Here is a 25170-nt window from a genome sequence, read left to right on the forward strand (position 1 = left end):
ACAGCTCGGACTCCTCACAGGGACGGATCAGACTGCCCGGCGACGCCTGGCACACCGGTCAGGGGAACCCGCCACACCGCCTCCCCTGCGCCCAGACGCCCGACAAGGGCGGTGTTCAAAGATGCCGAACGCATCACCTCCGTAAAACTGGTTGCGTACGCAACCTTCTCCGGTGTGGTCTTCCTGCCTCCGCGATCCCCGAGGCATAGGCGGGGAGACCGCCTATGGACCACGGAGGCCGCAGGTACGCGGCGCAGTCAGCGGCGATACGTGCGAACTTCGGGCTCGGCGTCCTGGAGCCTGTGCAGGCCAGGACAGCACCCACGACCTGGTGCGCCTCGCGGACCCAACCGCGGTCTCACCGCCCGCGGCCGGCCCCGACGAGGGTCGGGGACCGGAGTGCCAACGCTTGCTCATACAGCCAAGAAAAGGCCGTCCCGCTGAATCGGGTGGTCTTCCGTACGCTGTCGGATCAGGGTCAGGAGAGGAGGGGCTTGAGCAGCGGGGAGACGGAGATGTTGTTCTTGCTGCCCGACTCGGAACCGCCGGCAGAGTTGAGGGTGTTGGTGGTGCCGGCCGCGTTTTGGATGTTGCCGCTGTTCACCGGGTTTCCGTGGTCGATGAAAATGTTGCTGTGCATGCTGTTGCCGCTCTTGATCGGCCCACCGCTGCAATGATGAGGCGACTTGATCTTGGGCGACTTGTAATCGAAGTCGGGCAGGCGGTTGTCGCACAGAACACCGGTCAGCATTGCCGTGATGGGGGCGACATCGCCACCCGCCGAGGCGTTGAGGAGGGATCCTTCCGAGTTGCCCGGTGGGTTCTGGGCCTGCGTGATTCCGGTGCCGAACAGCACCAGACCGCATGCCCCGACGAGGGTTCCCGCCTGCACCAGTCCCGCCTGCACTAGTCTTTTCACGACGCTCCTTGACTGATTGGCCTGTCGATCGAGAGGTATCTTTCTGCGGCCGCTCGTGCAGAATGCCGACAACCCGCAGCAAGCCAACGCTCGCGGGCCATATTCAGTCGCTTGGCTCAACCGCCCGCGTGGATGGGCAGGACCGGCCGGGGACGATGGACGTATGGGACAACCCTTATAGACGCTTGAGCCCCCAACGCCGATGGCAGGGCAGGCTGTCACAGCAGACCGAAGCGGCGTCCTGGGAGCCAGAGAGGGAGCCACCGGCAGCGAACCGAAGTGGACTTCCGCGGACTCCCACGGGCAGGGCGCCACTTGTCCTCAGCCCACGAACTCGCCCCGCCGCAGCCTCGTTTACACGCAAGGTAATGCCCCTGGTCGCAGGCGTGCGGCCAGGGGCATCGGGTCCGGCAGACCCAGGGGCATCGGGTCCGGTCGGCGGGGTGGAGCAGGGTGGTCAGCCCACGACCGGGGCGGGCTCCGCCGCCTCCTTGGCCGCCTCTTCGGCCGTGTCCTGCCGGCGTTCGCGGCCCGCCGAGCGCCGGGCGGCCATCACCGCGTACACCAGGATGCCGGCGAAGAGGAACAGCACGCCCTGGTAGATCGCCGCGTAGCCGGCGCCGGCCACCAGCCAGAAGGTGAAGCCGAAGGCGACCACCGCGAGCGTCAGGTCGCGGGCGAAGCGGGCCGGGCGGACCTTGTCGCGGCGGCCGGTGAGCAGGAAGTAGATCTGCGCGCCGGCGGCGAGGAGGTAGGGGACGGTCGCCGAGAAGGTGGTGATCAGGACCAGGATCTCGAAGACGCCGCCGCTGCCGATGAAGTAGTTGATCACGGTCAGGGCGCTGGCCAGCACCGCGGCGGCCAGCACGCCGAACGTCGGCACCCCGCGCCGCTTGGTGAGGAACGCCGCCGGGAAGAGGCCGTCCTTGGCGGCGGCATACGGGGACTGGGCGCTCATCAGCGTCCAGCCGTTGAGCGCGCCGACGATGGAGATCACCGCGGCGCCCGCGATGACCGTGCCGCCCCACTGGCCGCCGAACATCGCGTCCACCGCGTCGGAGAACGGCGCCTTGGACGCGACCAGCTTGTCGTGGGCGACGGTGCCGAAGACCGACAGGGTGCCCAGGAGGTAGACCACGGCGGCGCCGATGGTGCCCAGGACGGTGGCCCGGCCGACGTTGCGCTCGGGGTCGCGGACCTCGCCGGCGCTCATCGCGGCCGACTCCACGCCCACATAGCTGTAGAGCAGGATCGCAGCCGCCGCGGACAGCCCGCCGAGGGTGCTGCCGCCGCCCTCGTGGAACGACCCGAGCTTGTGCGGGTCGAAGAAGAACATCCCCACGATCGCGATGAACAGCAGCGGCACGAACTTCAGGACCGTGGAGACCAGCTGCACCGCGCCGACGTACCGGGTGCCCGCGAAGTTGGCCAGGGCCGGCAGCCACAGCGCGCCCAGCGCCACCATCAGGTCCATGCCCCGGGAGGCGTGGCCGGGAACGAGCACATGGACGTAGCCGACGGCGGCGACCGCCAGCGCGGCGTTGCTGACCCAGGTCATCGTCCAGTACGACCAGGCGGAGAGGAACCCGGCGAAGTCGCCGAACGCCTCGCGCGCGTAGACGTAGGGTCCGCCGGTGTCCGGATGGCGCTGCGCGAGCCGTCCGAAGACCAGGGCCAGGGCGATCGCCCCGAGCGTGAGGACACCGAAGGCGACCAGGCTGACGGTGCCGAAGGGGGCGACCGAAGCCGGCAGCAGGAAGATGCCGCCACCGATGATGTTGCCCATCACCAGGGCGGTAGCGGTCCCCAGACCGAAACGGCGGGTGTGCCGGTCGTGCATGGCGTGGTGGGCCTCTCGTCGTGCGCTGTTCATCCGGGATTACCGGGCCCAGCCATGGTCGGCGAAGGGAGGGCCGCCGCAAAATCACCGGGTTTTGTCCCGTGCAGGGGGTGGCGACCGGAAAAACCTTCGGACGGTCCGGCCTGGCACCGCAGGTCGTCCGCCGCCGGTCCGAGCGCCTGCGTGTGCGTATGGGTGTGCGTCTGCGCCGTCGGACGACGGTCCGTCCGCGGCCGTCGCACCCTCGCTGACCGGCCGCGCGCTACGGCTGGCTGGCGCACGATGGGCGACGGCTCCCCTACGGCCTGATACCAGCCGGTACGGCCTGATACCGGCCGACCGCATCCCGATCATGCTCGCCTGTCTGCTTCCCGTGCCTGCTTCCCGCGATGTCGCCGCGGCGCTTCGTCGGCGGTAACCGAGCGACTGGGCCAGCCACACATGGCCGTCAGCTCTCCTCCAGCACCCGGGACGCCCCCACCGGAAGGTCCCACAGGTCCGACCGCGGGCGGCCGGTCGCCGCCCAGGCCGCCCGGATGCGGTGCAGCGGCTCCAACGGTGGTTCGGCGGAGAGCAGGAACGTCGACCAGTGCATCGGCACCAGAATCCGCGCTCCCAGGTCCTGACAGGCCCGTACGGCCTCCTCCGGGTCGGTGTGCACCGGCCGCAGCATCCAGCGCGGGTCGTACGCCCCGATGGGCACCAGCACCAGGTCGATGTCCCGGTAGCGGCGCCCGATCTCCTCGAACCAGTGGCCGTAACCGGTGTCCCCCGCGAAGTGGATCCGCCGTCCGTCGGGGGCGGTGAGCACCCAGCCGCCCCAAAGGGAGCGGCAGGTGTCGGTGAGCGTCCGCTTGCTCCAGTGGTGCGCCGGAACGAAGTCGAACCGCACCGGGCCGCCGGGCCCGGCCAGTTCCACCGCCTCCCACCAGTCCAGGTCGGTGACCTGCATGAACCCGCGCCGTCTGGCCCAGGTGCCCACTCCCGCGGGGAGCAGCAAGGGAACGTCGCGCGGCAGCCGCTTCAGCGTCGGCGCGTCCAGGTGGTCGTAGTGGTTGTGGCTGATGACGACGGCGTCGACCGGCGGCAGGTCCTCCCAGCGAACCCCTACGGGGGTGACCCGGGCCGGCGTTCCGAGGATCTTGCGGGACCACACCGGATCGGTGAGGACGGTCAGCCCACCGATCCGGATAACCCAGCTGGCGTGCCCGACCCAGGTCAGCGCGATGGTCGAGGGAACGGCGTCCGGCATCGGGCCGGGCTCGAAAGGGAGTTGCTGGATCTGTTCGAGCGTCTCGGGTGCCGGGCGGAGCTTGCCCTCCCGCGCGATCCGGGCCAGCGCTCGGACACCGGGCAGTGGCGCGGTCAGCCGATCGGTGAAGTCCCGGGGCCAGGTGCGGGGCTCCCCTAGGGGGCGCGGCTCGGCGAGTGGGGGCGGCGCGGTCCCGGGAAGCGCGGCGGTGACGGCCTGCGCAGCCGCCGCCCCCACGGATACGCCACCGACGCCGTCCGGGGCAGCGCCCTCCCAAGCGGTGCCGTCCCGGCGGCCGACCCCTTCCCGAGCAGCCCCGTCCCGGTCAGCGCCATCCCGGGCAACGGCACGGCAGTCGCCATCGGGACGATCAATATCCTGACGGGGCCCATCCCGACGGTCCCCTTCGTGACGGTCGTCGGCATGCGGACCCCGTTCAGCGCTGGAGGGTTCGGCACGCGAGGTGCCCCCACGGGAGGTTTCGTCGAGGGAGCGCCCCGCTGGAGAGCGCTCGGTCTGTTCGGTCATCCAGGAGCTCCATTCGATGGCCGGGCGGAACCGGAGTCACGAGGCGATCGGGTGCGTCGTGCCTGTGGCAGGAAGGGGTAGACGGGAACGCGCCGAAGTCCGGAACGGCGAAGGAGAAGGAGGAGGAGAAGGTGAAGGTGAAGGCGGAGGCAGAAGCGGAAGCGGAAGCGGAGGCGGGGGACGGAAGCCAGGCCACGAGCCGCCGAACGCGAGCCCGAGCAGCGGCGAAAGGCCAGGAACGGAGGCACGGAAAAACGAACGACAGCACACGCACACACCCGCACCCGCACCCGCACCCGCACTCTGACAGCACATCAGTTCCCCGCCCTCCCCTCCGCATCCGGTCCCCCACCACCCACGAGCGGCCCCCCATCCGGCCAGACCCCGTCCTCGCCATCCGCCCCCACCCCCGGCGCCGCGTCCGGCGCAGTGCCCGCCCCCGAAGCCGCGCCCGCTCCCGCCGCGCATCCCCCGCCCTCACCATCCCCCGGCCCGTCCACCGGGCCGGAAGCACTGCCGCCCAGTTCGGCCAACGCCCGCCCCAGTTCTCTCAACCCATCCCGCACATGCGGCAGTTCGAGCGGATCCGCCGCTTCCAACACCCGCCGCCGCAGCCCCATGTCGGCGCCCAGCAGTGCGTCCGCCCCCAGCCGCACCCGCAGTGCGTCCGGATCGTCCTCGAAACGGTGACCTCCACGGGCCGCCCAACGCGCCAACTCCCCCTCCAACGCGGCCGATCCGGCGATGCCACGGGCCCCGAGCGGACGTCGCAACGGTTCGAGGTCGGCGTAGAGATGGCTGCCCGCATGGGGTGGGCGGCAGAGCGCCCCCGCCCCGGTGAGCGTGTGGTGCAGAGCTCTCGTGAGCGCCCCGTACACCCGGGCCGCGGTCGCGGTCCGCTCCCGTACGGCGTCCGGTTCGCCGAGCGCATGGGTGACCGCATGGGCCACCGGCCCGGCGAGTGGGGTGTGCAAACGGGCCAACGTCTGGCACACCGCGTCCCGTAGAAGGGCACCCCGTCGGGTGCCCGGAAAACGGGCCAGCGCGGCGGGCCAGGAGGCGGGCAGCAGCGCGGCCCGCAGATCGGTCAGCACCACAACCTCGCCGGGCAGCATCTCGGCCGGGCTGAGCACCACCGTGTCATGCGGATCATGCAGCAGATCCCGTCGCGATTCGTCGCTGACGACCCACAACCCCTCCTCGGCGGCCGCCTCGCACACCTCGTGCAGCTGCTCCGGCGGCGGGCAGGTGCCGGTCGGGTCGTCGGCGACCGACAGTACGAGGAGACGCGGCGTATCGCCGTGCATCCGGGCCCGCCGTACGGTCTCCAGCAGCGCGAACGGATCAGGCAGCCCGCCCGACTCCGCCGGCACCGGCGTCACATGGACCGCCCGCCCGAGCAACCGGGCGGGCGGCGCGTACCACTCGGCGCACGGCCGCGTCAGCAGCACCGCGCCCTCCGTCGCGGCATACAGGGCGAGGAGCAGAGCGGCCGCCCCAGGGGCGGCGAGCACCCGGTCGGCGGGGGTGAACAGTCCGCGGCGCTCCCAGTAGCCGCAGGCGGCGGTGCGCAGGGAGAGGGAGCCGCCGGGAGGCTCGGGGGCGGTGCGGTCGGCCGCCGCGGAGAGGTGCGCGGCGAGTTCCGGGAGGACCGGCAAGCCCACCGGCGGGGCCGGATCCGGCTCCCGCCGCGGATCCGGTGCGGTCCGCTGCATCCGTACCTCCACTCGACGGCGGCCGGTCGATCGTGGGCCCATCACATGATGAACGGCCCCGACCACCTTCGCAGATCAGGGTGGTGGCGACGGGGGACGACACGTCAGCGGAGGGTGACCACCGCCCCCGAGGCGAACGGAGCCCACCCCGACCGAGCACAACCCAACGCCCCGGCCATGACCGAATGGAGCATCGTTGGCCCCTCCCCCGCCAGACCGCGAGACCTCCAGATCACCACGCCGCCAGGCCCTCACGCCGCTGGACCACCAGACCGCCAGGCCGCTGGACCTCCGCTCCCCGCCCACCGCTCGGCGCCTCATACCGATGCACCTCGACCGCCTCCACCACTTCCGCCGCCGACCCCGCCACGCCCCACTCCTGCCGCTCGGTACCGCGCCGCACCCACCCCCGGCGCTCGTACAGCGCAACAGCCGACGTGTCGGACGTCTTCACCTCCAGCACGAGCCGCAGTCCACGAGCCGCCGCCTCCGCCTCGACGACGGCCATCAACCGCGCCCCGACGCCGTGCCCCCGGGCACCGGGCGCAACGTAAAGCCGGCTGACCTCACGTCCGCACAACGCGGCATGGCCGAACACCGCCCCACCCGACTCGGCGACCCAGGCGCCCGTCAGCCCCTCGGGGGTGAGCCATCGCACCGGATCGCCGGGCCAGTAATGGGGGTAGCCGCTGTGCGCGTGGACCTCGCCGAGCACCGCCACACAGGCATCAAGATCATCATCGTGCCGCCGCCGAACCACCCACGACATCCGCGCCTCCACCCTCCGCTCCTCCACCCTCCCGTAACTCCACACAGCCCGCGCACGCAGCATCCCACCCAGACCCGTGCTCCGGCCCGAAGCAGAACAACACCGCCGCCACGCCGCCAGGGCGGCAAACCGCCCCGAAAGCCCATCAGCTTCTCCCCCACCTGCCCCGGCTGACCCGCAGCGCCAATCACGGGCTGCTGTGGTTCGGCGTCGCGGCCGGAGCGGCGGCTCTGGCCGGCCGGCCCGCCCGCCGGGCCGCCCTGCGCGGTGTGGCGCCGCTGGCCCTGGCCTCCGCCACGGTGAACACCCTCGGCAAGCGCTCCGTACGCCGCGCCCGGCCGCTACTGGACGCCGTGCCGATATGCGCCGGCTCAGCCGCCAGCCCTTCACCTCCTCCTTCCCCTCCGGGCACGCGGCCTCGGCGGCGGCGTTCGCCACCGGCGTCGCCTTCGAGGACAAGTGGTGGGGCCTGGCCGTCGCCCCGCTCGCCGTCTCCGTTGCGTTCTCGCGGATCTATACGGGTGTGCACTGTCCGGGCGATGTGCGAGCGGGCGCCGCACTCGGCGTGGGCGCGGCCTTCGCGGTCCGCGGCATCGCACGACCCGCACCCAACTGGCCCCGCCGGCCCGGCCGCGCGCCGAGGCGCCCGCGCTACCCGGCGGACGCGGACTGTTCGCGGCCGCAAACGCGGGCTACGGACAGCGCTCGGGACCACGCCCGGATCACGTCGCGGAAGTCCACGGAGTGGCGCCGCATGCCAAGATTGGTCTCCGGCGGTCCGGGCGGCGCGCTGGGCGTGCTCGGCGGCGACGGCACCGTCAACGCGGCGGCCCCGGTCGCGATGCGGCACGGCCTCCCGCTCGCCGTCCTCCCGGGCGGCGCCCTCAACCACTTCGCTTACGACCCGGGCATCGAGGCGCACACGGACGCGGCGCGCGCCGTGGAGAGCGGCGAGGCCGTGACCGTGGACCTGGCACGCTTCCGTTCCGGACCGCACCAGGAGGGCCAGTACTTCGACAACACCTTCTCCATCGGCGCATACCCCGAACTGGTACGGCTCCGGGAGCGGTGGGCCCACCGGATCGGTGCCTGGCCCGCCGGGATCCTGGCCGCCTGGGAGGCGCTGCGCTCGGCCACACCACTGGGCCTAGAGATCAACGGCGAACGCCGCGCCGTCTGGCTGCTGTTCGTCAGCTCCCCGGTCCTCAGTCAGGCCCGACTCCCCCGCCCGCGCATCGGCGGCCTGCCGGACGACACCCCACTCGCCTACGACGGCGAAGTAACCACCTCCCCAGGCGAGTTGACCCTGGAAAAAAACGAAGCCCTAACACCATCTACCGCCTCCTCCCCAACTGACCAGCCCAACACCCAACTCGACGAACACCGCCTGACGCACCCCCCTTCCCCCCTGCCCCTCCCCCGCCCCTCCCACCACCTCCCCACCCACCTCTTCCCACCACCCACTCCACCCCCTCGGCGTCCACATCACAAGACGCATCTCTCGCGATACGAGACACCCGCGTACCGTATGAAGCAGTACGCCGCAGGGCGCCCGTACCTCGGCCGCGGTTCGCCATGGCCTTGTGCACGGGAGCCCCCGATGTCGCCGAAGGAGCCACCCATGCCGCAGGAATCCGCCGTCTACACCCACGGCCACCACGAGTCCGTACTGCGCTCGCACACCTGGCGCACTGCCGCCAACTCGGCGGGATATCTGCTGGATTCACTCCTGCCTGACATGCGGATACTGGACATCGGCTGCGGCCCCGGCACCATCACCGCCGACCTGGCGGCCCTGGTGCCGGACGGTCAGGTCACCGGCCTGGACCACGCTCCCGGCATCCTGGACCAGGCCCGCGCCACGGCCGCCGACCGCGGAGTGGAGAACGTCCACTTCACGACGGGCGATGTCCACGCCCTGGACTTCCCGGACGACACCTTCTGCGTGACGCACGCCCATCAAGTCCTGCAGCACGTAGGCGATCCGGTGCAGGCGCTGCGCGAGATGCGCCGCGTCACCAAGCCGGGCGGTATCGTCGCCGCCCGCGATGCGGATTACGCCACCTTCACCTGGTATCCGGAGGTGGCAGGCATGGACGACTGGCTGGACCTGTACCGCCGGGTGGCCCGCGCCAACGGCGGCGTGCCGGACGCCGGGCGCCGACTGCACGCCTGGGCGCGCCAGGCAGGCTTCCCACAGGAGAGCATCACCGCGACCGCGGGCACCTGGTGCTACCAGACTCCCGAGGAGCGGGCCTGGTGGTCCGATCTGTGGGCGGAGCGCACGGTGGCCTCCTCCTACGCCAGGATCGCGATCGACGGCGGCCACACCACCGAGGAGGACCTGACCCGTATCGCCGCGGCCTGGCGGGAGTGGGGCGCCCAGCAAGACGGCTGGTTCGCCATGCTGCACGGTGAAATCCTGTGTCGGGCCTGACGTAGCATCAGCTCCACCCGCGACGCTTCCGCCACCCCGCTTCCACCGTCTCGGCACACCGCGATCACATCGCGCTCAGGGTTCGCGCAGCCACAGGCAGCCCAACTAGGCTGTTTCATATGGACATTCTGGGGACCTCTCTTCGGGTATGTGTCGGCGACCTCGATGCCGCGGTCACGGTCTATGAACGGCTGACCGGCGCCGAGGCGATTCGCTTCCAACGGGGCGGGGTGGCGGTCGCTGCGGTCGGGTGCTTCTTCCTGATGAGCGGCCCCGAGGCGGAGCTGTCGGTGCTGCGGAAGATCACCGCGACGCTCGCCGTGAAGGATGTCGATGAGGCGGTGGCCGATCTCACCGCGGTCGGCGCGGACATCATCGCCGGGCCGCTGCCCACCCCCATCGGTCGCAACCTGATCGCCCGTCACCCCGACGGCTCGGTCTTCGAGTACGTCGACCGCACCCAAAGCTCTTAGGTCTTCAGGATCCCAGGGCATCGCCGCGTTCCACTCACCGCCTCGCCGCCCGCCTTACGCCCTCCTCGTCTCTCCATTCCGCCTTCCCTCCTTCCACCTTCCCCTCTTCCCTCCTTTCCGCCTCCCCGCCTGCCTTCCATTCCGCCTTGCCGTCTCCCTTCCCGCATCTCTGGCCGCCCCGCCTCCCTGTCCTCTCCTCCGTCACACCTCCAGGACGATCTTGCCGCGGGTCCGGCCGGCCATGCTGAGCCGGAACGCCTCGGCGGCCTCCCGGAGGGGGAGGGTCGTGTCGACCGGGACGTTGAGCTTGCCCGCGTCCGCGAGGATGGCCAGTGCGGTCAGGTCGGCGGCGTCCGGTCTGACCCACACCATGTGACCGCCCTTCGCGCGCGCTTCGCCGTCGGCGATCGACGCCACCCGGCTGCGGTCCTTGAGCACCTCCTGCGAGAGTTCCACCGCGCCGCCGCCGACGAAGTCCAGGGCGGCATCGACGCCTTCGGGCGCCAGGGCTCGCACTCGGTCCGTGAGCCCGTCGCCGTAGGTCACCGGTTCGGCGCCCAGGGACCGCAGGAAATCGTGGTTGCGCTCGCTGGCCGTGCCGATCACGCGGGCTCCTTCGGCGACCGCGATCTGGACGGCCAGCGAGCCGACTCCGCCGGCGGCGGCGTGCACCAGTACCAGGTCACCGGCCTTGGCCCGGACCCTCTTGAGTGACTGATAGGCCGTCAGCCCAGCGAGCGGAAGTCCGGCGGCCTGCTGCCAGCTGAGCGCCTCGGGCTTGCGTGCCAGGGTGCGCACCGGGGCGGCGACCAGTTCGGCGTAGGTGCCGTGCTGCACCTCGTCCTTGCGGACGTAGCCGATGACTTCGTCGCCCACCGCGTATTCGGGGGCGTCGGCGCCGACTGCCTCGACCACTCCTGCCACGTCCCATCCTGGGATGAGCGGGAAGTGGGCGTGCATCACGCCGTCGAGATAGCCCGCGACGATCTTCCAGTCGACCGGATTGACTCCGGCGGCCTTCACCCGGATCAGCACCGAGTCCGGTCCCACCTTGGGATCGGGTTGGTCGGAGTAGGTGAGAACCTCGGGACCGCCATAACTGTTCGTGGTAATTGCTTTCATGGCCGTCACAACGCGTGACGGTCGACGGTGATTCCGCGGTCCGGCGATCTTTTCGAAGTGGCATATGCCAGATCACTCGGGGCGTGTCACGGGGTGTCGCCGGCGGTGCATCCGCGCCGCCCGGTCGGCACCGAACCCGCTAGGTGCCGCCCTCCGTCGGTCGCATCCGGAACTCGTAGCGCTCCGGCAGCGGATGCTCCGCGCGGGCCCGCGCTGCGGTCTCCGCGGTGACCGGGCCGTCCCCCGCCAGCAGCCGCGCGGCAATGGCGTACCAGGTATCGCTCAACGTCTCGTCGCCCTCCCGGAGATCGGCAATCTCGAAACCCTCGTCGAAGATCTCGCGCGCCGCCCGCGGCTGCCCCTGGGCCAGCAGGACCTGTGCCGTCAGCAAACGGAAGCGGCCGCCGGCGCGTTCGGCGAGGGACAGCGCCGTCAGCATCCCGGCGGCGGTCTCGGCCCGGCCCGCCGCGAGCAGCGCGGGCACCGCCTCCCGGGCGAGGGCGGGCAGCACGTCCCGCCCGGCGCGGGCGGCGGCCGGGTCGTCGGAGCCGGCCGACCGGGTGGCGCAGTCGAACGCCTCGGTGAACCGGTCGGCGGCGTGCGCGGTCTCGCCCGCGACGGACTCGGCGACGGCCAGGCAGTACAGCGGCAGGCACCCGGCGCCGTGCGAGAGCGCCCGCTCCCAGCTGCGCACGGCCTGCGCGCGGTCTCCCACGTGCCACTGGGCGAGCCCGAGGTGGTACTCGACGGCCGGCCCTGGACGGGCGGATTCCAGGAGGTCGCGCCAGGCCGGGGCGACCGGCGCCGGTCCGGGGACGGGGCCGGCGGCCGGCAGTTGCCCCGTCCTGAGCAGTGCCAGCCAGGGCTGCTGCTCGGCGCCCATGGTGCCGGGGTCGAACGGCGTCCCGGGGAGTTCCAGGCCGGCGCGGGCCACTTCGAGGGCGCCCCAGCCGGAGCCGGTGGCCAGTTTCTCCTTCGGTTCCACGTCGGCATACGGGAGCCAGGCCGCGTACGCGGCGTCGACATCGTCCCGGGGCAGCGCCGCCGCCAGGTCTGTCTCCACGGCGGCGCGGGCCGCCGCCCAGTCCGCGCCGTGCACGGTCGCGGGATCGGCGGCCAGTGGCCCGTACGCCTCCAGCCAGGCGAACTCCCCACCGGCGTCGAGCGGGACGTGCTCCAGCTGAGTGCGGGACAGCCCGGCCTGGATCTCGGCGTAGCCGTCGGTGCCCGGTTCGGTGAGCCAGCGCTGCCAGCGCCGTCCGGCCCGCCCGGCGCCCCACACGAACAGCTTGCGGCCGCTGAGAGTGGCGGTGGAGGTCTGCACCAGGCCGCGGCCGTCGCGGTCGAGGGAGGCGATCCAGGGGCGGGCGCCCTCGGGCAGCTCGTAGAAGTAGTCCGCGGGGAACTCGCTCTCCAACGGGTAGGTGCGGTCTGCCCCGTCGGACTCCGGCACCGGGACCCGCCGCAAGGTGCGCTCGTATCCGAAGTGCCAGGCGGCGTCGGCCGGGGCCAGTACGCGGGTGCGCTCGTCCTCGGGGACGGCGGTGTTGGACCACCAGTACACCGGGACGGTGTGGTGGTGCGGGTTGCGGATCCGCACGCCCACGTAGAGGAAGTCGGCGCCGTCGGGCAGCCACAGGTCCACCTGGAAGGGCAGGTCGCGCAGCCGCTCCCACTCCCACAGGCGGAGCATCTCGCCGCCGTCGGGGGCCGGGACCCGGGCGGCGTGCAGAGGGGCGCAGGCGAGAGTGGTGTGCCCGGTGGCGCCGATGTTCCACTCGATGCCGCCGGAGAACCACGCCCCGTTGAGGGCGAAGGCGGCGGGTTGCACCACCGGGTTGCGGTAGAGCAGTTCGCGACCGGTGGGCTTGTGGTGGAGGGAGTGGACCCGGCCGCCGAGGCCGGGCAGGACGGTGGCGCGCAGCCGGTCGTTCTCGATGACCAGTGCGTCGAGGTCGGTGCTGTGGCGGTCCCGGCCGTAACCGTCCCGCATCCGGACCGGGAGGAGCGAGCACAGCGGCTGCCGGCCGATCTGCCGCGCCATGTCGGCGGGGAGCTCGGCGTCCCCGGGGATCTCGACGCGGTGCACGTCCCCGGGGGCCTGAAGTGCGGGCAGCGGGTTGTCGGGGCCGAGGGCGGCCAGGGGCAGGGTCAGGGTGGTGCGTCGCACACTCGTGGCCACGGTTGCCTCGCAGGTTCGGACCGGACCCCCTCGGCTGCGGCGGCCCCCTGTTGACCATGGAACAACGCGATCGCCCGTCTGAACAGGGCTCCTGTCGGCCAGGTGGGGTCAGGGTCGCGCAAAGACGCCTTCGAGGAGATCGGCCAGCAGGACCGCCCCGGATCCGTCGAGGTCACGGTCCGGGTCGTAGATCGCCACGGTGATGCCCACACAGCGCGGGGAGGCGGCCAACGGGGCGAGCAGCGCCCGCAGTTCGTCGGTGAACAGGCCGCCGGGGTCGGGGCTGTCCACCGCGGGCATCACGGACGGGTCCAGCACATCGGCGTCCAGATGGATCCAGAAGCCGTCCAGCGGGGAGTTCTGGAGGTGCCGGAGGGCCGCCCGGGCGACCGTCTCCGGGCCGCGCCGACGGATCTCCGCCACGTTGGCGCAGCTGATGCCCAGTCGGGCCAACTCCTCCTGGCCCGCTTCCGCTTCGCGGGCCCCGAGGAGGCTTACGTCCTCGTCGCGGATATACGGGCGGAGCCCCTCGATGTCCGTCAGATCGGCCTGACCGCGGCCGGTGATCTGGGCGATGCCCTCTCCTGCCGCGGCGCCGACGGGGCCGCACACCTCGGTGTTCCCCGGGTGCCGGAAGTCGGTGTGCCCGTCCAGACAGGCCACCCCGTACCGTCCCAGGCGTCGCAGCGCGAGCACCGCGCCGAGCAGGATGCTGCAGTCGCCGCCGAGGACGACGGGGAAGTCACCGCTGCGTACGTGGCCCTGCACCCGGCGGGCGAGCCGCACGGTGTATCCGGCGATCGCCGTGGCGTGGAAGTCCCCGTCTCCCTCGCGCCAGTCCCCCAGGCCGTAACGGGGCGGCACCACCACGCCGCCCTCCAGTGCTCCGAGCCGCCGCAGCAGCCCCTGCTCCCGCAGTGCTCCGGCGAGTTTGTAGCAACCGGGCACCGCACCCGGGGCGGGCGGCCGCAGTCCCAGGTTGGACGGGGCATCGATCAGCACGTTCCGGCGCATACGACGATCTTATCGGGCGGTGCGCAAACAGCCCGTGGTTGCAGGGGGTTGCACGAAAATGCCCGGGCGGCCGGGGGCACGGGCGCATAGCCTCTACTGCTGCACACCACAACGGCATGGCAGAACGGGAGCGGTGGAGATGGCCACGCAGCACACCTACCGAGTGATCGTCCGCGGCAAGTGGGACAACCTCACCGAGGAGGCCCGGGCGACGCTGCTCGCGGAGGCCGACGAGCACGGGCTCGCCCGGATGCGGTTCACCGCCGAGGGCTCGCTGGCCTACGACACCGCGCTGCACGCCTTCAGCTACCGCTACGTCATCGTCTCGGACGCGGAGTACGGCGAGGAGATGGCCGCCGCGCTCGGGGAGGAGAAGGCGGAGGAGGCGCTGCGGGCGGCGGGCCTGGGCTACCGCGAGCTGCGGGCCACCGCAACCGACATGGACACCATGAAGATCAACCGGAAGGGCCGGTAGTGGCCCTCCAGTTGGCGTGCGCTAGTTTCTCTTTCCCTCCGGGAGAGGCTCGTTGAAGCGGATCCGGTTGCCGAAGGGATCGGTCAGGGTGAGGCAGGTGCCGAACTCGTCCTCCTCCAGGCCGGGGCGCAGGTACGGGTAGTCCTTGGCGGCCAGTTCGGCGTGCAGGGCGCGCACCCCGGTCAGCTCGACGTACACCGTGGAGCCGGGGGTGGCGTCCCCGTGGTGCTCCGAGAGGTGCAGGACCAGGCCGCTGCGGGAGACCTGGGTGTAGAGCGGCATACCGGGCTCGAAGCGGTGTTCCCAGTCGACGGTGCAGCCGAGGTAGTCGACGTAGAAGGCGTGTGCCGTGGCCACGTCGAAGATCCGGAAGATCGGTACCGCGCGCCGGACGACGACATCTCCCCGCTCCTCGGTGGCGCTCACCGCGTCTCGCCACCTCTCCGGGCGTCCGGGGCCGCGCCGTCGTCCTCCTGGTCCGCCGGGTCGTCCTCGTCCTCCGGGAGCATCTCGCGGGTGATGGCCCACCGTTCGTGGTCGCGCCAGGCTCCGTCGACGAAGAGGAAGTCCGGGGAGAAGCCCTCCAGGCGGAAGCCCGCGCGCTCGACCAGGGAGATCGACTGCTTGTTGGCGGGCTGGATGTTGGCCTCCAGGCGGTGCAGACCCAGGGGGCCGAAGGCGTGGCGGAGCACCAGCCGCAGCCCCTCGCTCATCAGGCCCCGTCCGGCGGCGTGTGCGAAGACGCCGTAGCCGATGGCGCCGCTGAGGAAGGCGCCGTGCACGATGTTGTTGATGGAGAGGTAGCCCGCGATCCGGCCGCTGTCGTGCTCGCAGATCAGGAAGCCCTCACGGAGCGGTTCCCCAAGTCGCGCCAGATAGCCGTCGAACGCGTCGTCGGTATCCGGAGGGAAGAGCCAGGGTCGGTGCAGTTCGGCGCTCTTTCGGGCGAGGGCGGTGAATTCCTGCCGGTCGTCGGCGGTGAAGTGCCGGATGCCCACCCGGGGGCCACGCGCGAGATAACGCTCGGTGCTCGTCATCAGCAGATCGTACGAGGGGCGGGTGCGGTGGGCCAACCGTCCCTGTGTGCGCGTGGTATGTCGCCCTGGGACGCGCCGGGTGCGGGGTTGACCGGCCCGGGGCCCGCGGGGCCGACCCCGTACGAGGGGGTGGCCCCGCGGGCCCGTTCAGCGCCATGTGGGTGCGTCGGTGCCCCAAAGTCCCGGCGGCGTCGCCCAGTTCACCGGGCCGCCCTCGAAGGACACCGGGGGCAGGGCGTAGCGCAGCCGTCCTGCGGGGCTGTCGGTTTCGCGGAGGTGGTGCGCGGGGTTGTAGCCCGTTGGGGCCGCGGGGTCCGATGTGTCCTCGGGCGCGTGCGGTTCGGGCTTGTTCCCGAGGTCGTGCACCAACCAGCGGGCCGTACGAGCCAGCGCCAGTGTCGCCAGATGCGAACCGCCCGTCCGGGCCTGCTCGGTGAGGGCCCGCAGCACCGCGGCGGCGAGCAGGTATCCGCTGCCGTGGTCCAGTGCCTGGGCGGGCAGTGCGCCCGGGGTGCCGTCGGCGTGCGCCTCCACGGCGGCGATACCCGTCGCGGCCTGGACGAGGCTGTCGAAGCCGCGCCGGCCGCCCCAGGGGCCGTCGTCGCCCCAGGCGGAGATCCGGGCCACGATCAGCCCGGGGCGGCGTTCCGCGAGGGCCTCGGGGGCGAGTCCGAAGCGGTCGAGGGCGCCGGGGCGGTAGCCGGTCACCACCACATCCGCCTCCGCGAGCAGCGCCTCGAAGGACGCGCGGCCGGCGGCCGACCCGAGGTCCAGCGCGGTGGAGCGCTTGCCGAATCCGGTGTCGCTGTGGGTGTCCTGGGTCTCCGGGAGCTGAGGGGCGTCGATGCGCAGGACGTCGGCGCCGAGGAGGGCGAGCGTACGGGTGGCGACGGGGCCGGCGAGTACCCGGGTCAGGTCCAGGACGCGCAGTCCGGCAGCGGGCAGCACCGGGTGGCCGGCGCGGGGCGGCAGCCGGCGCGGCGGGGCGCCGGCGGCCAGGAGTTCCCGGGTCAGCAGCGGGTGCCGGGCGACGGTGGCGCCCTGTGCGTGCGCGGACCATTCCTCGGGGGTGCGGACGGCGACGGCCAGTCCGCCCGCCGCGTGGACGGCTTCCTGGAGTTCCTCGGCGCCCCGTGCGGCGATCACGGTCTCGGCCTGCTCGGGGCCGGCGGTGTCCGGGAGGCCCAGCGCGTCGAGCAGGCGGGCGCGGTGGTGCGGGTAGTTGGCGTGGGTGCGCAGCCAGCCGTCGGCGGTCCGCCAGAAGCGGGACAGCGGCGCGAAGTTCGACGGGGCGCGGCCGTCGATCCGCAGGTGGCGTTCACTGCCGAAGGCGGTGGCCACCGCGCCGTCGTCGACCCGTACGGCGGGCAGCGGGCCGCCGTCTCGCTGGGCGGTCAGCTCGGCCGCGGCGAGCCCGCAAACGGCCACTGTGGCGCGGGCCAGGGCCATGACCGGAAGGCGGGCGGCCAACAGGCCGGGCGGGCCGCCGTAGGAGATCCGCCGGGTGAGCCCGGGATCGCCGCCGAGGGCTGCCCATGCCCGGTCCGTGCCGAGGGTCTGCCGCTGGCCGGTGTCGTCTCGTTGCACCATGCACCGAGTGTGGCGCTGAGTGCCATCCATAGCCAGCGGTTCGGGGTTTCCCGGCCTCCCTACGGGGCGGCGTGCTGCCACCGCTCCGCCGCTCCGGGCGCCGCCAGGGCCATCGCGCGGTGGACCCTGCGCAGCACGGCGCGGACCATCAAGGGGTGTATGCGGCGGACGGCGGCCAAGTAGAGGCGCCCGCCCAGGTGGTGGGTGCGGACGACCGTGCCGAGCGTCACCCGGTCGTCGGCGACCAGGAGCGACGCGCGGAAATCCAGGTGCCCGGCGTCCTTGCCCAGCAGGATCTCCCCGCCACGCCGGGCGAGCACCGGAATCGGGGCGGCGCGCAACGCCCGTTCCCAGGCTTCCGGTTCGCGCGGCATACCGGGCCGCAGCGCCAGCTGCCAGGCGTCCTGGAAATCCGTACCGGGAAAGGCACCGCGTGCCAGGAGTGCGGCCTCCGGGAGGGCGACGGCCGTCGGCCGGTCCCACAGGAGGCGGTTGAGCAGCCGCACCCGGGGGGACCGGCGGACGGGGGTGCGGAGGCTTCCGGTGGCCGCCCGTTCGAGGTTGTCGAAGAGCTCCTCGACGACAGTCCCGTGGACGGCGTGGACGGCCAGGTGCCAGACGATCCGGCGGGCGAGCGGGAGCCGGGACTCCAGGACGTGCTCGACGCGGCAGCGGTCCGCTCCCAGGGGGTGGACGGTGAACTCGTGGTAGCCGGGGCCGTCCCCGGAGGGGTCCGGAGTGAAGGCGAAGCGGATGCGGCGGCCCGGCTCGTAGGCGGCGACGTGGTAGCGGACGCATCCGTGGCCGCCGTCGGCGCCGACGCCCAGGGGGCGGTCGAGGCGCAGGGGCGGCCAGACGGGCGTCGGGAAGAGCGGGTCGGGCTCGCCGCCGAGCCGGTCGATCAGGGCCCCAACTGCTTCCGCCGGGGCCTGGATGGTGCGGGTGTGGACGTCGCGGACCGTGTGCACAGGACACCTCCATACGGTGGCGTATGTTTTTACCGTACGGTAGCGTATGGTCATGGCGCGAGAGCGGACGAAGGAGACCGGCGGTGGTGCGCGGCAGCGGCTGACCGTGCAGGACTGGGCCGAGGCGGCCCTGGCCGCCATGGGCGAGGGCGGCCTCGCGGCGGTCGCCGTGGAACCGCTGGCGGCCCGCCTGGGCACCACCAAGGGCAGCTTCTACTGGCACTTCGCCAACCGCGACGCACTGATCGAGGCCGCCCTGGACCGCTGGGCGGAGTCCCGCACCGAAGCCGTGATCGACGAGCTCGCGGACGAGCCCGACCCCGGCGAACGGCTCCGCCTGCTCTTCCGGCGCGCCACCCGCCGGGCCGCCGAGGATCCCCTGGAGGTCTCGCTGCTGGCCTCCGCGACGGATCCGCGGGTGGCCGCCGCGCTCGCCCGGGTCACCGACCGCCGGATCGGCCATATCGCCGACCTCTTCGTCGAGTTGGGCTTCCCGGAGGACGAGGCCCGCCACCGCGGCCTGCTCGCGTACACCGCCTATCTGGGCCACACCCAGCTCAGCCACTCGGTCCCGCGCTCCCTGCCGGCCGGCCCGGCCCGCGAACGGCACGTGGACGGAGTGCTGGAAACTCTCCTGCGCCCGGCGGGAACACCCGGCGCGGGTCCGGACGTTCGACAAGCGAACCCGCCGCACCGAGCGGCGGAAACCGCCGTCGAGGGGAGGTGAGCGCACCCAACGGGACCGCCGTCGCACCGCGTTGACCGCAGGCGCCGGAGCGGCGCCCGGCCCACCGCCCCCCACGGAGATCAGCGCGGCACACCCCGCTCGCCCAGGCATGTCACACGGCGGACCCCGGTGACGTCCCGGTGACGAGTACCTCACGCCACCCGCACGGGAGGAACCGTGACCCACACCATCTCCTTCCCCCAGGACCGCAGCTGCCCCTATCACCCCCCGGCGAACTACCGGCCGCTGCGCGAGTCCGGCCCGCTCTCCCACGTCTCCCTCTACGACGGCCGCACGATATGGGCGGTGACCGGCCACGCCGCGGCGCGGGCCCTGCTGGTCGACCAGCGCCTGTCGTCCGACCGGCAGAATCCGGCATTCCCCATCACGCTGAAGCGTTTCGAGACCGTCCGTCGGGTGCGGACCCCACTGCTCGGCGTGGACGATCCCGAGCACAACGCCCAGCGGCGGATGCTGATCCCCAGCTTCAGCCTCAAGCGGACCGCCGCCCTCCGGCCGCGGATCCAGCGGATCGTCGACGAACTCCTGGACCGGATGCTGGCCCAGGGCCCGCCCGCCGAACTGGTCTCCGCCTTCGCCCTGCCCGTCCCCTCGATGGTGATCTGTCTGCTGCTCGGCGTCCCGTACGCGGACCACGAGTTCTTCGAGGACTGCTCCCGCCGCATGCTCCGCGGGCGTTCGGCGCAGGAGAGCGAGGCTTCCCGGCTCGAACTGGAGGGATATCTCGGGGAACTGATCTCCCGTAAGGAGACGGAGCCCGGCGACGGCCTGTTGGACGAGCTGATCGCCGAGCGGCTCCGGAGCGGCGCGCTGCGGCGCGAGGAACTGGTCCGGCTGGCCATGATCCTGCTCGTCGCCGGCCACGAGACCACCGCCAACATGATCTCGCTCGGCACCTTCACCCTGCTCCAACACCCCGATCAGCTGGCGCAGTTGAGAACCGACGAGAGCCTGATGCCGGCCGCGGTCGAGGAACTGCTGCGGTTCCTGTCCATAGCCGACGGCATGCTGCGGGTGGCGACCGATGACATCGAGATCGGCGGCCGCACCATCCGCGCCGGGGACGGCGTGGTGTTCCCGACCTCGCTGATCAACCGCGACGAGGCGGCCTATCCGGCACCGGACCAGCTGGACGTCGGCCGCTCGGCCCGCCATCACGTCGCGTTCGGCTTCGGGATCCACCAGTGCCTCGGCCAGAATCTGGCCCGTGCCGAGATGGAGATCGCGCTACGGTCGCTCTTCGGGCGCATCCCTGATCTGCGACTCGCCGTGCCGGCTGCCGAGATTCCGTTCAAGCCGGGAGACACTCTCCAGGGAATGATCGAACTGCCGCTGGCCTGGTAGCGCCGATCGGCACCACCGGAGGCGGCACCGCCAACGAAAGGGGTCCCGAGATGCGGATCACCATTGACACAAAGCTCTGTATCGGTTCCGGCCAGTGCGCGCTGACGGCCCCGTCGGTCTTCACCCAGGACGACGACGGCTTCAGCGCCCTGCTGCCGGGCCGCGAGGACGGCGGCGGCGACCCGATGGTGCCCGAGGCGGTCCGCGCCTGCCCCGTACAGGCCATCGCGGTCACCGAGGACTGACGCCGGAACGGCTCCGCTCGCGGGACGTCACGGACGACGCCCGCCCCCGGCCGGCCAACCGGCACCGGGCGACCGCGGCGCCTCGGTACGTACCGCCCCTGACTTCCCCACCTACGGCATCCACCCCGCCCGCTACGGCACAACCCCCTGAGTGACGGGGAGTTCGAGGACCCCGGTGTCCTCGGGCGCGCTGGTGACCGTCACCCGCTTCACCCCGCGATTTCCCGCATACGCGGAGTCGCTCGCGGCGATCACCAGCCGCAGCCGGTGCCCCGGCTGGAAGCGGTGCACGATGCCCGGGAGTTCCACGGTGAACCGACGGGTCACATCGGGCACCCTGGCCGGGGCCACCAGCCGGTGCACCAGCGTCTCGCCCCCGTCCGGCGCGACGTCGTAGAGCTTGGCGAAAAGCACCAGCTTGTCGGCCGCGTCCGAGGAGTGCTGGTCCTCCTCGGCCTGCGGCGAGACCACCCTCAGGGTCACCGTGGGCGCGCCCACCACGTCCAGCGGTCCGCCCGCCACCGGCGCCGAGGTCCAGTCGAGACAGGTGCCCCGGATGTCGTACGCATGCGGGTCGGGCAGTCCGACCAGGCCGGCCAGCGAGCTCTCCGAATGGCTGGTGGGCAGCCGCAGATTGCGGTACGTACGGCTGCCGCGGGCGACGCCGGCGCGGTCGTCGACGAGCGTGCCGTCCCCGGAGAGATAGAGCCGGCGGCTGTCGGCCGCGGGGAAGGCGGACGAGGTGGCGTAGGTGGGGCCGCTGGTCACCCAGTCGCGGTAGTAGGCGAAGGCCGGTCCGGTGGCGGTGGTCGTCCGGTGCCGCAGATAGCGGTCGAACCAGGCGAGGATCCGCTGCCCCACATAGCTGCTCTCCAAGTTTCCCTTGGCCAGGTCGAGTTCGCCCGGCTCCGGGTTCTTCATCCCGCCGCTGTGGCCCCAGGACTGCCAGATCATCCTGACCGGCGTGCCCTGGGCTGCGAGCGTGCGGTAGGTGGCCGCGGCCTCGTTGAGGTTGAAGAGGGTGTCGGCCTGGCCCTGGACGAGCAGGGTGGGCGCCTTCACGGACTTCAGATAGGACACCGGCGAGACGCTCCGTGCGTACTGCAGCATCTCCCGGGTCTCGTCGGCCGGGTAACTGCGGGAGTCCAGCAGCCGCTTGGTGCGGCAGGCCGGTGCGACGAAGTGCAGGCAGCCGGCGCCGCCGAGCCGCGACGGGTCGAGGCCCGGGTGCAGCAGCCCCTGCGCCTCGCCGATGAGGAAGAACCCGTTCGTCCACTGGTGCTTGTACGCCCCCGGGACGGGGCCGCTGACGCCGTGCGGGCGGTCGGCGTTGTTCGGGGTGAGGGAGTACGAGAGGTCGTTCCAGGTGATCAGCGGGACCAGTGCGTCGACGCGGTGGTCGACCGCGGCAGTGGCCATCTGGACCGCCCCGCCGTAGGACCCGCCGATCATACCGACGCTGGGGTCGCCGGGCCCGTCCTTGGCCACGAAGTCGACCCGGGTGCCGTCGTCGTCGCTCCGTGTCCCAGCGAGCAGGTCGACCAGCTGGCTCGCCGCCCGTCCGTCGATCCCGGGGTCGTCGAGCGAGATGGGGCAGCCGGTCTTGCCGAAGCCCAGGCCCGAGTAGGCGAGCGCGACATAGCCGCGGGCGGCGAACGTCCGGGCGATGGCGTCGGTCGAGCCGTCCGCCTTGCTGCCGCCGAAGCCGTTGGTGGTCAGCACGGCGGGCGCCGGGTGCGCGGAGTCGACGCCCCGCGGGCGGTAGAGGTCCGCGTCCACGGTGCACTTGTACGAGCCGGCTCGTACGGTCGCCTTCAGCGCGGTGACCGTGTACGGATCGGCGTCTTCCGTGGCGGCGGCGGGGGCGGGGGCGTTCAGGACGAGGGGAGCGGTCAGGGCGGTGCCGGTCAGCAGGGCGAGTGACATGCGGAGTACGGGGCGGGATGCGAGTCGGGACACGCTGGGCACGCAAGACCTCCACAGAACACGTCGTACCAACCAGTCGGTAACGGCGCGTTCATGTTAATGACACGCGTAACGGACATGTCAACGCTCTTGACACGCGTCGCTGATAGGACGTCAGTTCACGGTCGTCCGTGGGAAAACGTGGACGAAGAACCCGTTCGAACGGCCGCTGACGGGCGTCCTTCCACGCGCCCGGCGTCAGCCCGCGGAGTGCCGGCCGCGCCCCGGCACGGTCCGCAGGAAGTGGTCGAGCACCCGCACGCCGAAGTGCAGGCCCTCCACCGGCACCCGCTCGTCCACGCCGTGGAAGAGCACCTGGTAGTCGAACCCCTCGGGCAGCTTCAGCGGGGAGAAGCCGTAGCCGACGATGCCCAGCCGGGAGAACTGCTTGGCGTCCGTCCCCCCGGACATGCAGTACGGGACGGTGCGGCCGTCCGGGTCGAAGCGCTCGATCGCGGCCCGCATCGCGGCGAACGACGATGAGTCGACGGGGGCCTGCAGCGCGACCTCCCCGTGCTCGTAGTCCCAGGTGACATGGGGCCCGGTCAGCGCGTCCAGGGTCGTACGGAACTCCGCCTCGCCGCCGGGGACGACCCTGCCGTCCACATGCGCCACGGCGGATCCCGGGATCACATTGACCTTGTAACCGGCCGTCAGCATGGTGGGGTTGGCGCTGTTGCGCACCGTGGACTCGACCAGCTTGGCGGACGGGCCCAGCTTCTCCAGCAGGGTGTCGACGTCGACGTCGGGCCGCTCGGGGTCGATGTCGATGCCGTGCAGCGCGGCGAGCTCGCGCAGCGCGGCCCGGACGGTGGGGGTGAGCCGCACCGGCCAGTCGTGCGCGCCGATCCGTGACACCGCGTCGGCCAGCCGGCTGACCGCGTTGTCGCGGTTGACCTTCGAGCCGTGCCCGGCCCGGCCCCGGGCCGTGAGCTTCAGCCAGGCGGTGCCGCGCTCCCCGGCCGCGATCGGATAGATCCGCATTCCACCGCCGGCATGGAACGTGAAGGCGCCCGACTCGCTGATGCCCTCGGTGCAGCCCTCGAAGAGGGCGGCGTGCTGGTCGGCCAGGAATCCCGAGCCGTCGGCGGCGCTGGCCTCCTCGTCGGCGGTGAACGCCAGCACCACGTCGCGCCGGGGACGCACTCCGCTGCGGGCCCACTGCCGGACGGTGGCGAGCATCATCGCGTCCATGTTCTTCATGTCGACGGCGCCGCGGCCCCAGACCACGCCGTCGCGGACCTCCCCCGAGAAGGGGTGGACCTGCCAGTCGGCGGGCTCGGCGGGGACCACGTCCAGATGCCCGTGCACCAGCAGGGCGTCGGCGGACGGGTCGGTGCCCTCGATGCGGGCGACGACGTTGGTGCGCCCCGGGGTGCGCTCCAGCAGGACCGGCTCGACGCCCACGTCGGCCAGCCGCTCGGCGACGTACTCGGCGGCCGGGCGCTCCCGGCAGGTGCCGTCGCCGGCGTTTGCGGTGTCGATACGAATCAGCTCCGAGGTGAACCGCACCACCTCGTCGAGCGCCTGCTGATCGACCGTCCCGGTCTCCGGGGCGGACGGGTGCTCTGCACATGCGATCTCAGCCATACTGTTCCTCCACGGCGGACGAGACGACCGTGGTGACCGCCTTGAAACACCGGATGGCGTCGTACATCTCCTGACTGGTATACGCGACGCGGCGCTCGCCGCGGCGCTCCACGCCGGGCACGCATGTCGCGGCGCCCACCAGATGCTCGGCGTCGAACTCCAACTCGAACCGGAACGGGCCACCGCGGACCGGCTCGTGACGCACCGCGAGCGCGGCGCCCTCGCGGGCCGCGTCCCGGATCTCGGCCGCCGTACGGGCCGGTGGGCGGCACACCGCTGCATAGCGGGAGACATGGTCCTTGACTGCCACGGCGGGCGCCCGCGGGGCGTACCCCTGCGCGTCCTCGCAGGTCCGGTCGTCGCCCGTGACCAGCACCACGGGCACGCCGTACTCGGCCACGACGAGGGAGTTCAGATAGCCCTCGCCGGCGCGCGTGCCGTTCACCCAGACGCCGGTGAGGGTGTTGGCCAGATAGGTGTGTGCCAGTACGCCCTCCGTGCCGGCTCCGGTGTGGTAGCCGACGAAGGCGATGCCGTCGACGTCTCCGTGCTGGACGCCCTCGACCATGCTCAGGGCCTTGTGACGCCCGGTCAGCATCTCGGCGCGCTCGTCGAGCTGTTCCAGCAGGAGGTTGCGCATCGTCCAGTGGGCTTCGTTGACCAGCACCTCGTCCGCTCCGCCGGCGAAGAAACCGGCGACGGCCGCGTTCACGTCGGAGGTGAACATATGGCGGCAGCGCTCCCACTGCGGGGTGCCCGGCAGGACGTCGGCGGGCCATGTCACGCCCGTGGCACCTTCCATGTCCGCGGAGATGAGGATCTTCACAGCTATCAGTCCCCTCGCAGGTGAGAGGGCTTGGCGCGGCCCTCGACCGATCACGCTACGCGGCGCCCGACGCCCCCTGCCAGGGCTGTGGAAAACTCCACCGGACCAGACCACTGGAGATCATCCACGGC

21 protein-coding genes and 1 pseudogene are annotated in these 25170 nt (G+C 72.0%); 7 read left to right on the forward strand and 15 right to left on the reverse strand.

Annotation, left to right across the window (positions count from 1 at the left end; all coding sequences use genetic code 11):
• Positions 1 to 478: 478 nt before the first annotated feature.
• From ACRAS8_RS07290 to ACRAS8_RS07310, 5 genes are all read right to left on the reverse strand, one after another.
• Complete coding sequence (locus ACRAS8_RS07290) at positions 479 to 919, reverse strand: hypothetical protein (protein ID WP_438484982.1); 441 nt, start codon at positions 917 to 919, stop codon at positions 479 to 481.
• 457 nt (positions 920 to 1376) lie between these two features.
• The gene (locus tag ACRAS8_RS07295) at positions 1377 to 2759 is read right to left on the reverse strand and encodes an amino acid permease (RefSeq protein WP_438490369.1); all 1383 of its coding nucleotides are present in this window, start codon (positions 2757 to 2759) and stop codon (positions 1377 to 1379) included.
• Between the two features lie 448 nt (positions 2760 to 3207).
• Positions 3208 to 4248: an MBL fold metallo-hydrolase gene (locus ACRAS8_RS07300; RefSeq protein WP_438484984.1), complete on the reverse strand. Its 1041-nt coding sequence runs from the start codon at positions 4246 to 4248 to the stop codon at positions 3208 to 3210.
• A gap of 605 nt (positions 4249 to 4853) precedes the next feature.
• Complete coding sequence (locus tag ACRAS8_RS07305; RefSeq protein WP_438484986.1) at positions 4854 to 6254, reverse strand: aminotransferase class I/II-fold pyridoxal phosphate-dependent enzyme; 1401 nt, start codon at positions 6252 to 6254, stop codon at positions 4854 to 4856.
• Between the two features lie 232 nt (positions 6255 to 6486).
• The gene (locus ACRAS8_RS07310; RefSeq protein WP_438484987.1) at positions 6487 to 7035 is read right to left on the reverse strand and encodes a GNAT family N-acetyltransferase; all 549 of its coding nucleotides are present in this window, start codon (positions 7033 to 7035) and stop codon (positions 6487 to 6489) included.
• A 349-nt stretch (positions 7036 to 7384) separates the two neighbouring features.
• Between ACRAS8_RS07310 and ACRAS8_RS07315 the strand changes: the two are divergent.
• The 3 genes and pseudogenes from ACRAS8_RS07315 to ACRAS8_RS07325 form a co-directional block, all read left to right on the forward strand.
• A pseudogene (locus tag ACRAS8_RS07315) lies at positions 7385 to 7942 on the forward strand (phosphatase PAP2 family protein); the annotation flags it as partial.
• Positions 7943 to 8644: 702 nt separating this feature from the next.
• Positions 8645 to 9460, forward strand: coding sequence for a methyltransferase domain-containing protein (locus tag ACRAS8_RS07320; protein ID WP_438490370.1), 816 nt, complete (start codon positions 8645 to 8647; stop codon positions 9458 to 9460).
• Positions 9461 to 9579: 119 nt separating this feature from the next.
• A complete protein-coding gene (locus ACRAS8_RS07325; protein WP_438484988.1) occupies positions 9580 to 9933 on the forward strand; it encodes a VOC family protein in 354 nt (117 codons plus the stop codon).
• Between the two features lie 201 nt (positions 9934 to 10134).
• On the opposite strand, the gene ACRAS8_RS07330 is transcribed toward ACRAS8_RS07325, so the two are convergent.
• From ACRAS8_RS07330 to ACRAS8_RS07340, 3 genes are all read right to left on the reverse strand, one after another.
• Complete coding sequence (locus ACRAS8_RS07330) at positions 10135 to 11055, reverse strand: NADP-dependent oxidoreductase (RefSeq protein WP_438484989.1); 921 nt, start codon at positions 11053 to 11055, stop codon at positions 10135 to 10137.
• A 139-nt stretch (positions 11056 to 11194) separates the two neighbouring features.
• Positions 11195 to 13237 carry a DUF5107 domain-containing protein gene (locus ACRAS8_RS07335; protein WP_438484990.1) on the reverse strand — a complete coding sequence of 681 codons (2043 nt, stop codon included), beginning with the start codon at positions 13235 to 13237 and terminating at the stop codon, positions 11195 to 11197.
• 108 nt (positions 13238 to 13345) lie between these two features.
• Complete coding sequence (locus tag ACRAS8_RS07340; RefSeq protein ID WP_438484992.1) at positions 13346 to 14251, reverse strand: arginase family protein; 906 nt, start codon at positions 14249 to 14251, stop codon at positions 13346 to 13348.
• A gap of 139 nt (positions 14252 to 14390) precedes the next feature.
• Between ACRAS8_RS07340 and ACRAS8_RS07345 the strand changes: the two genes are divergently transcribed.
• Positions 14391 to 14726 carry a DUF6204 family protein gene (locus ACRAS8_RS07345; RefSeq protein WP_438484994.1) on the forward strand — a complete coding sequence of 112 codons (336 nt, stop codon included), beginning with the start codon at positions 14391 to 14393 and terminating at the stop codon, positions 14724 to 14726.
• A 21-nt stretch (positions 14727 to 14747) separates the two neighbouring features.
• Here ACRAS8_RS07345 and ACRAS8_RS07350 read toward each other — a convergent pair whose 3' ends face one another.
• From ACRAS8_RS07350 to ACRAS8_RS07365, 4 genes are all read right to left on the reverse strand, one after another.
• Complete coding sequence (locus ACRAS8_RS07350) at positions 14748 to 15152, reverse strand: glyoxalase superfamily protein (RefSeq protein ID WP_438484996.1); 405 nt, start codon at positions 15150 to 15152, stop codon at positions 14748 to 14750.
• Positions 15149 to 15763, reverse strand: a complete 615-nt coding sequence (locus ACRAS8_RS07355) for a GNAT family N-acetyltransferase (protein ID WP_438484997.1) — start codon at positions 15761 to 15763, stop codon at positions 15149 to 15151. The genes ACRAS8_RS07350 and ACRAS8_RS07355 overlap by 4 nt, the downstream gene beginning before the upstream one ends.
• Before the next feature lie 147 nt (positions 15764 to 15910).
• Complete coding sequence (locus tag ACRAS8_RS07360; RefSeq protein WP_438484999.1) at positions 15911 to 17353, reverse strand: CoA transferase; 1443 nt, start codon at positions 17351 to 17353, stop codon at positions 15911 to 15913.
• Positions 17354 to 17412: 59 nt separating this feature from the next.
• Positions 17413 to 18321 (reverse strand): DUF2867 domain-containing protein, encoded by a 909-nt coding sequence (locus tag ACRAS8_RS07365; protein WP_438485001.1) that lies wholly within the window; start codon positions 18319 to 18321, stop codon positions 17413 to 17415.
• 46 nt (positions 18322 to 18367) lie between these two features.
• On the opposite strand from ACRAS8_RS07365, the gene ACRAS8_RS07370 reads away from it, so the two are divergent.
• The 3 genes from ACRAS8_RS07370 to ACRAS8_RS07380 all read left to right on the forward strand — a co-directional run bounded on the left by ACRAS8_RS07370 (position 18368) and on the right by ACRAS8_RS07380 (position 20658).
• The gene (locus ACRAS8_RS07370) at positions 18368 to 19048 is read left to right on the forward strand and encodes a TetR/AcrR family transcriptional regulator (RefSeq protein WP_438485003.1); all 681 of its coding nucleotides are present in this window, start codon (positions 18368 to 18370) and stop codon (positions 19046 to 19048) included.
• A 177-nt stretch (positions 19049 to 19225) separates the two neighbouring features.
• Positions 19226 to 20413: a cytochrome P450 gene (locus ACRAS8_RS07375; protein ID WP_438485005.1), complete on the forward strand. Its 1188-nt coding sequence runs from the start codon at positions 19226 to 19228 to the stop codon at positions 20411 to 20413.
• Positions 20414 to 20463: 50 nt separating this feature from the next.
• A complete protein-coding gene (locus tag ACRAS8_RS07380; protein ID WP_438485007.1) occupies positions 20464 to 20658 on the forward strand; it encodes a ferredoxin in 195 nt (64 codons plus the stop codon).
• A 132-nt stretch (positions 20659 to 20790) separates the two neighbouring features.
• Here the strand turns inward: ACRAS8_RS07380 and ACRAS8_RS07385 are convergent, their stop codons facing one another.
• The 3 genes from ACRAS8_RS07385 to ACRAS8_RS07395 form a co-directional block, all read right to left on the reverse strand.
• On the reverse strand, positions 20791 to 22584 hold the full coding sequence (locus tag ACRAS8_RS07385) for a CocE/NonD family hydrolase (RefSeq protein ID WP_438490371.1): 1794 nt from the start codon (positions 22582 to 22584) through the stop codon (positions 20791 to 20793).
• Between the two features lie 237 nt (positions 22585 to 22821).
• Positions 22822 to 24213 (reverse strand): M20/M25/M40 family metallo-hydrolase, encoded by a 1392-nt coding sequence (locus ACRAS8_RS07390; protein WP_438485008.1) that lies wholly within the window; start codon positions 24211 to 24213, stop codon positions 22822 to 22824.
• Positions 24206 to 25039, reverse strand: coding sequence for a M55 family metallopeptidase (locus ACRAS8_RS07395; RefSeq protein WP_438485010.1), 834 nt, complete (start codon positions 25037 to 25039; stop codon positions 24206 to 24208). Before ACRAS8_RS07395 ends, ACRAS8_RS07390 begins: the two co-directional genes overlap by 8 nt.
• Positions 25040 to 25170 lie beyond the last annotated feature (131 nt).

This window comes from Streptomyces sp. S186 (genome assembly GCF_051603415.1).
Taxonomy (GTDB): Bacteria; Actinomycetota; Actinomycetes; order Streptomycetales; family Streptomycetaceae; genus Streptomyces.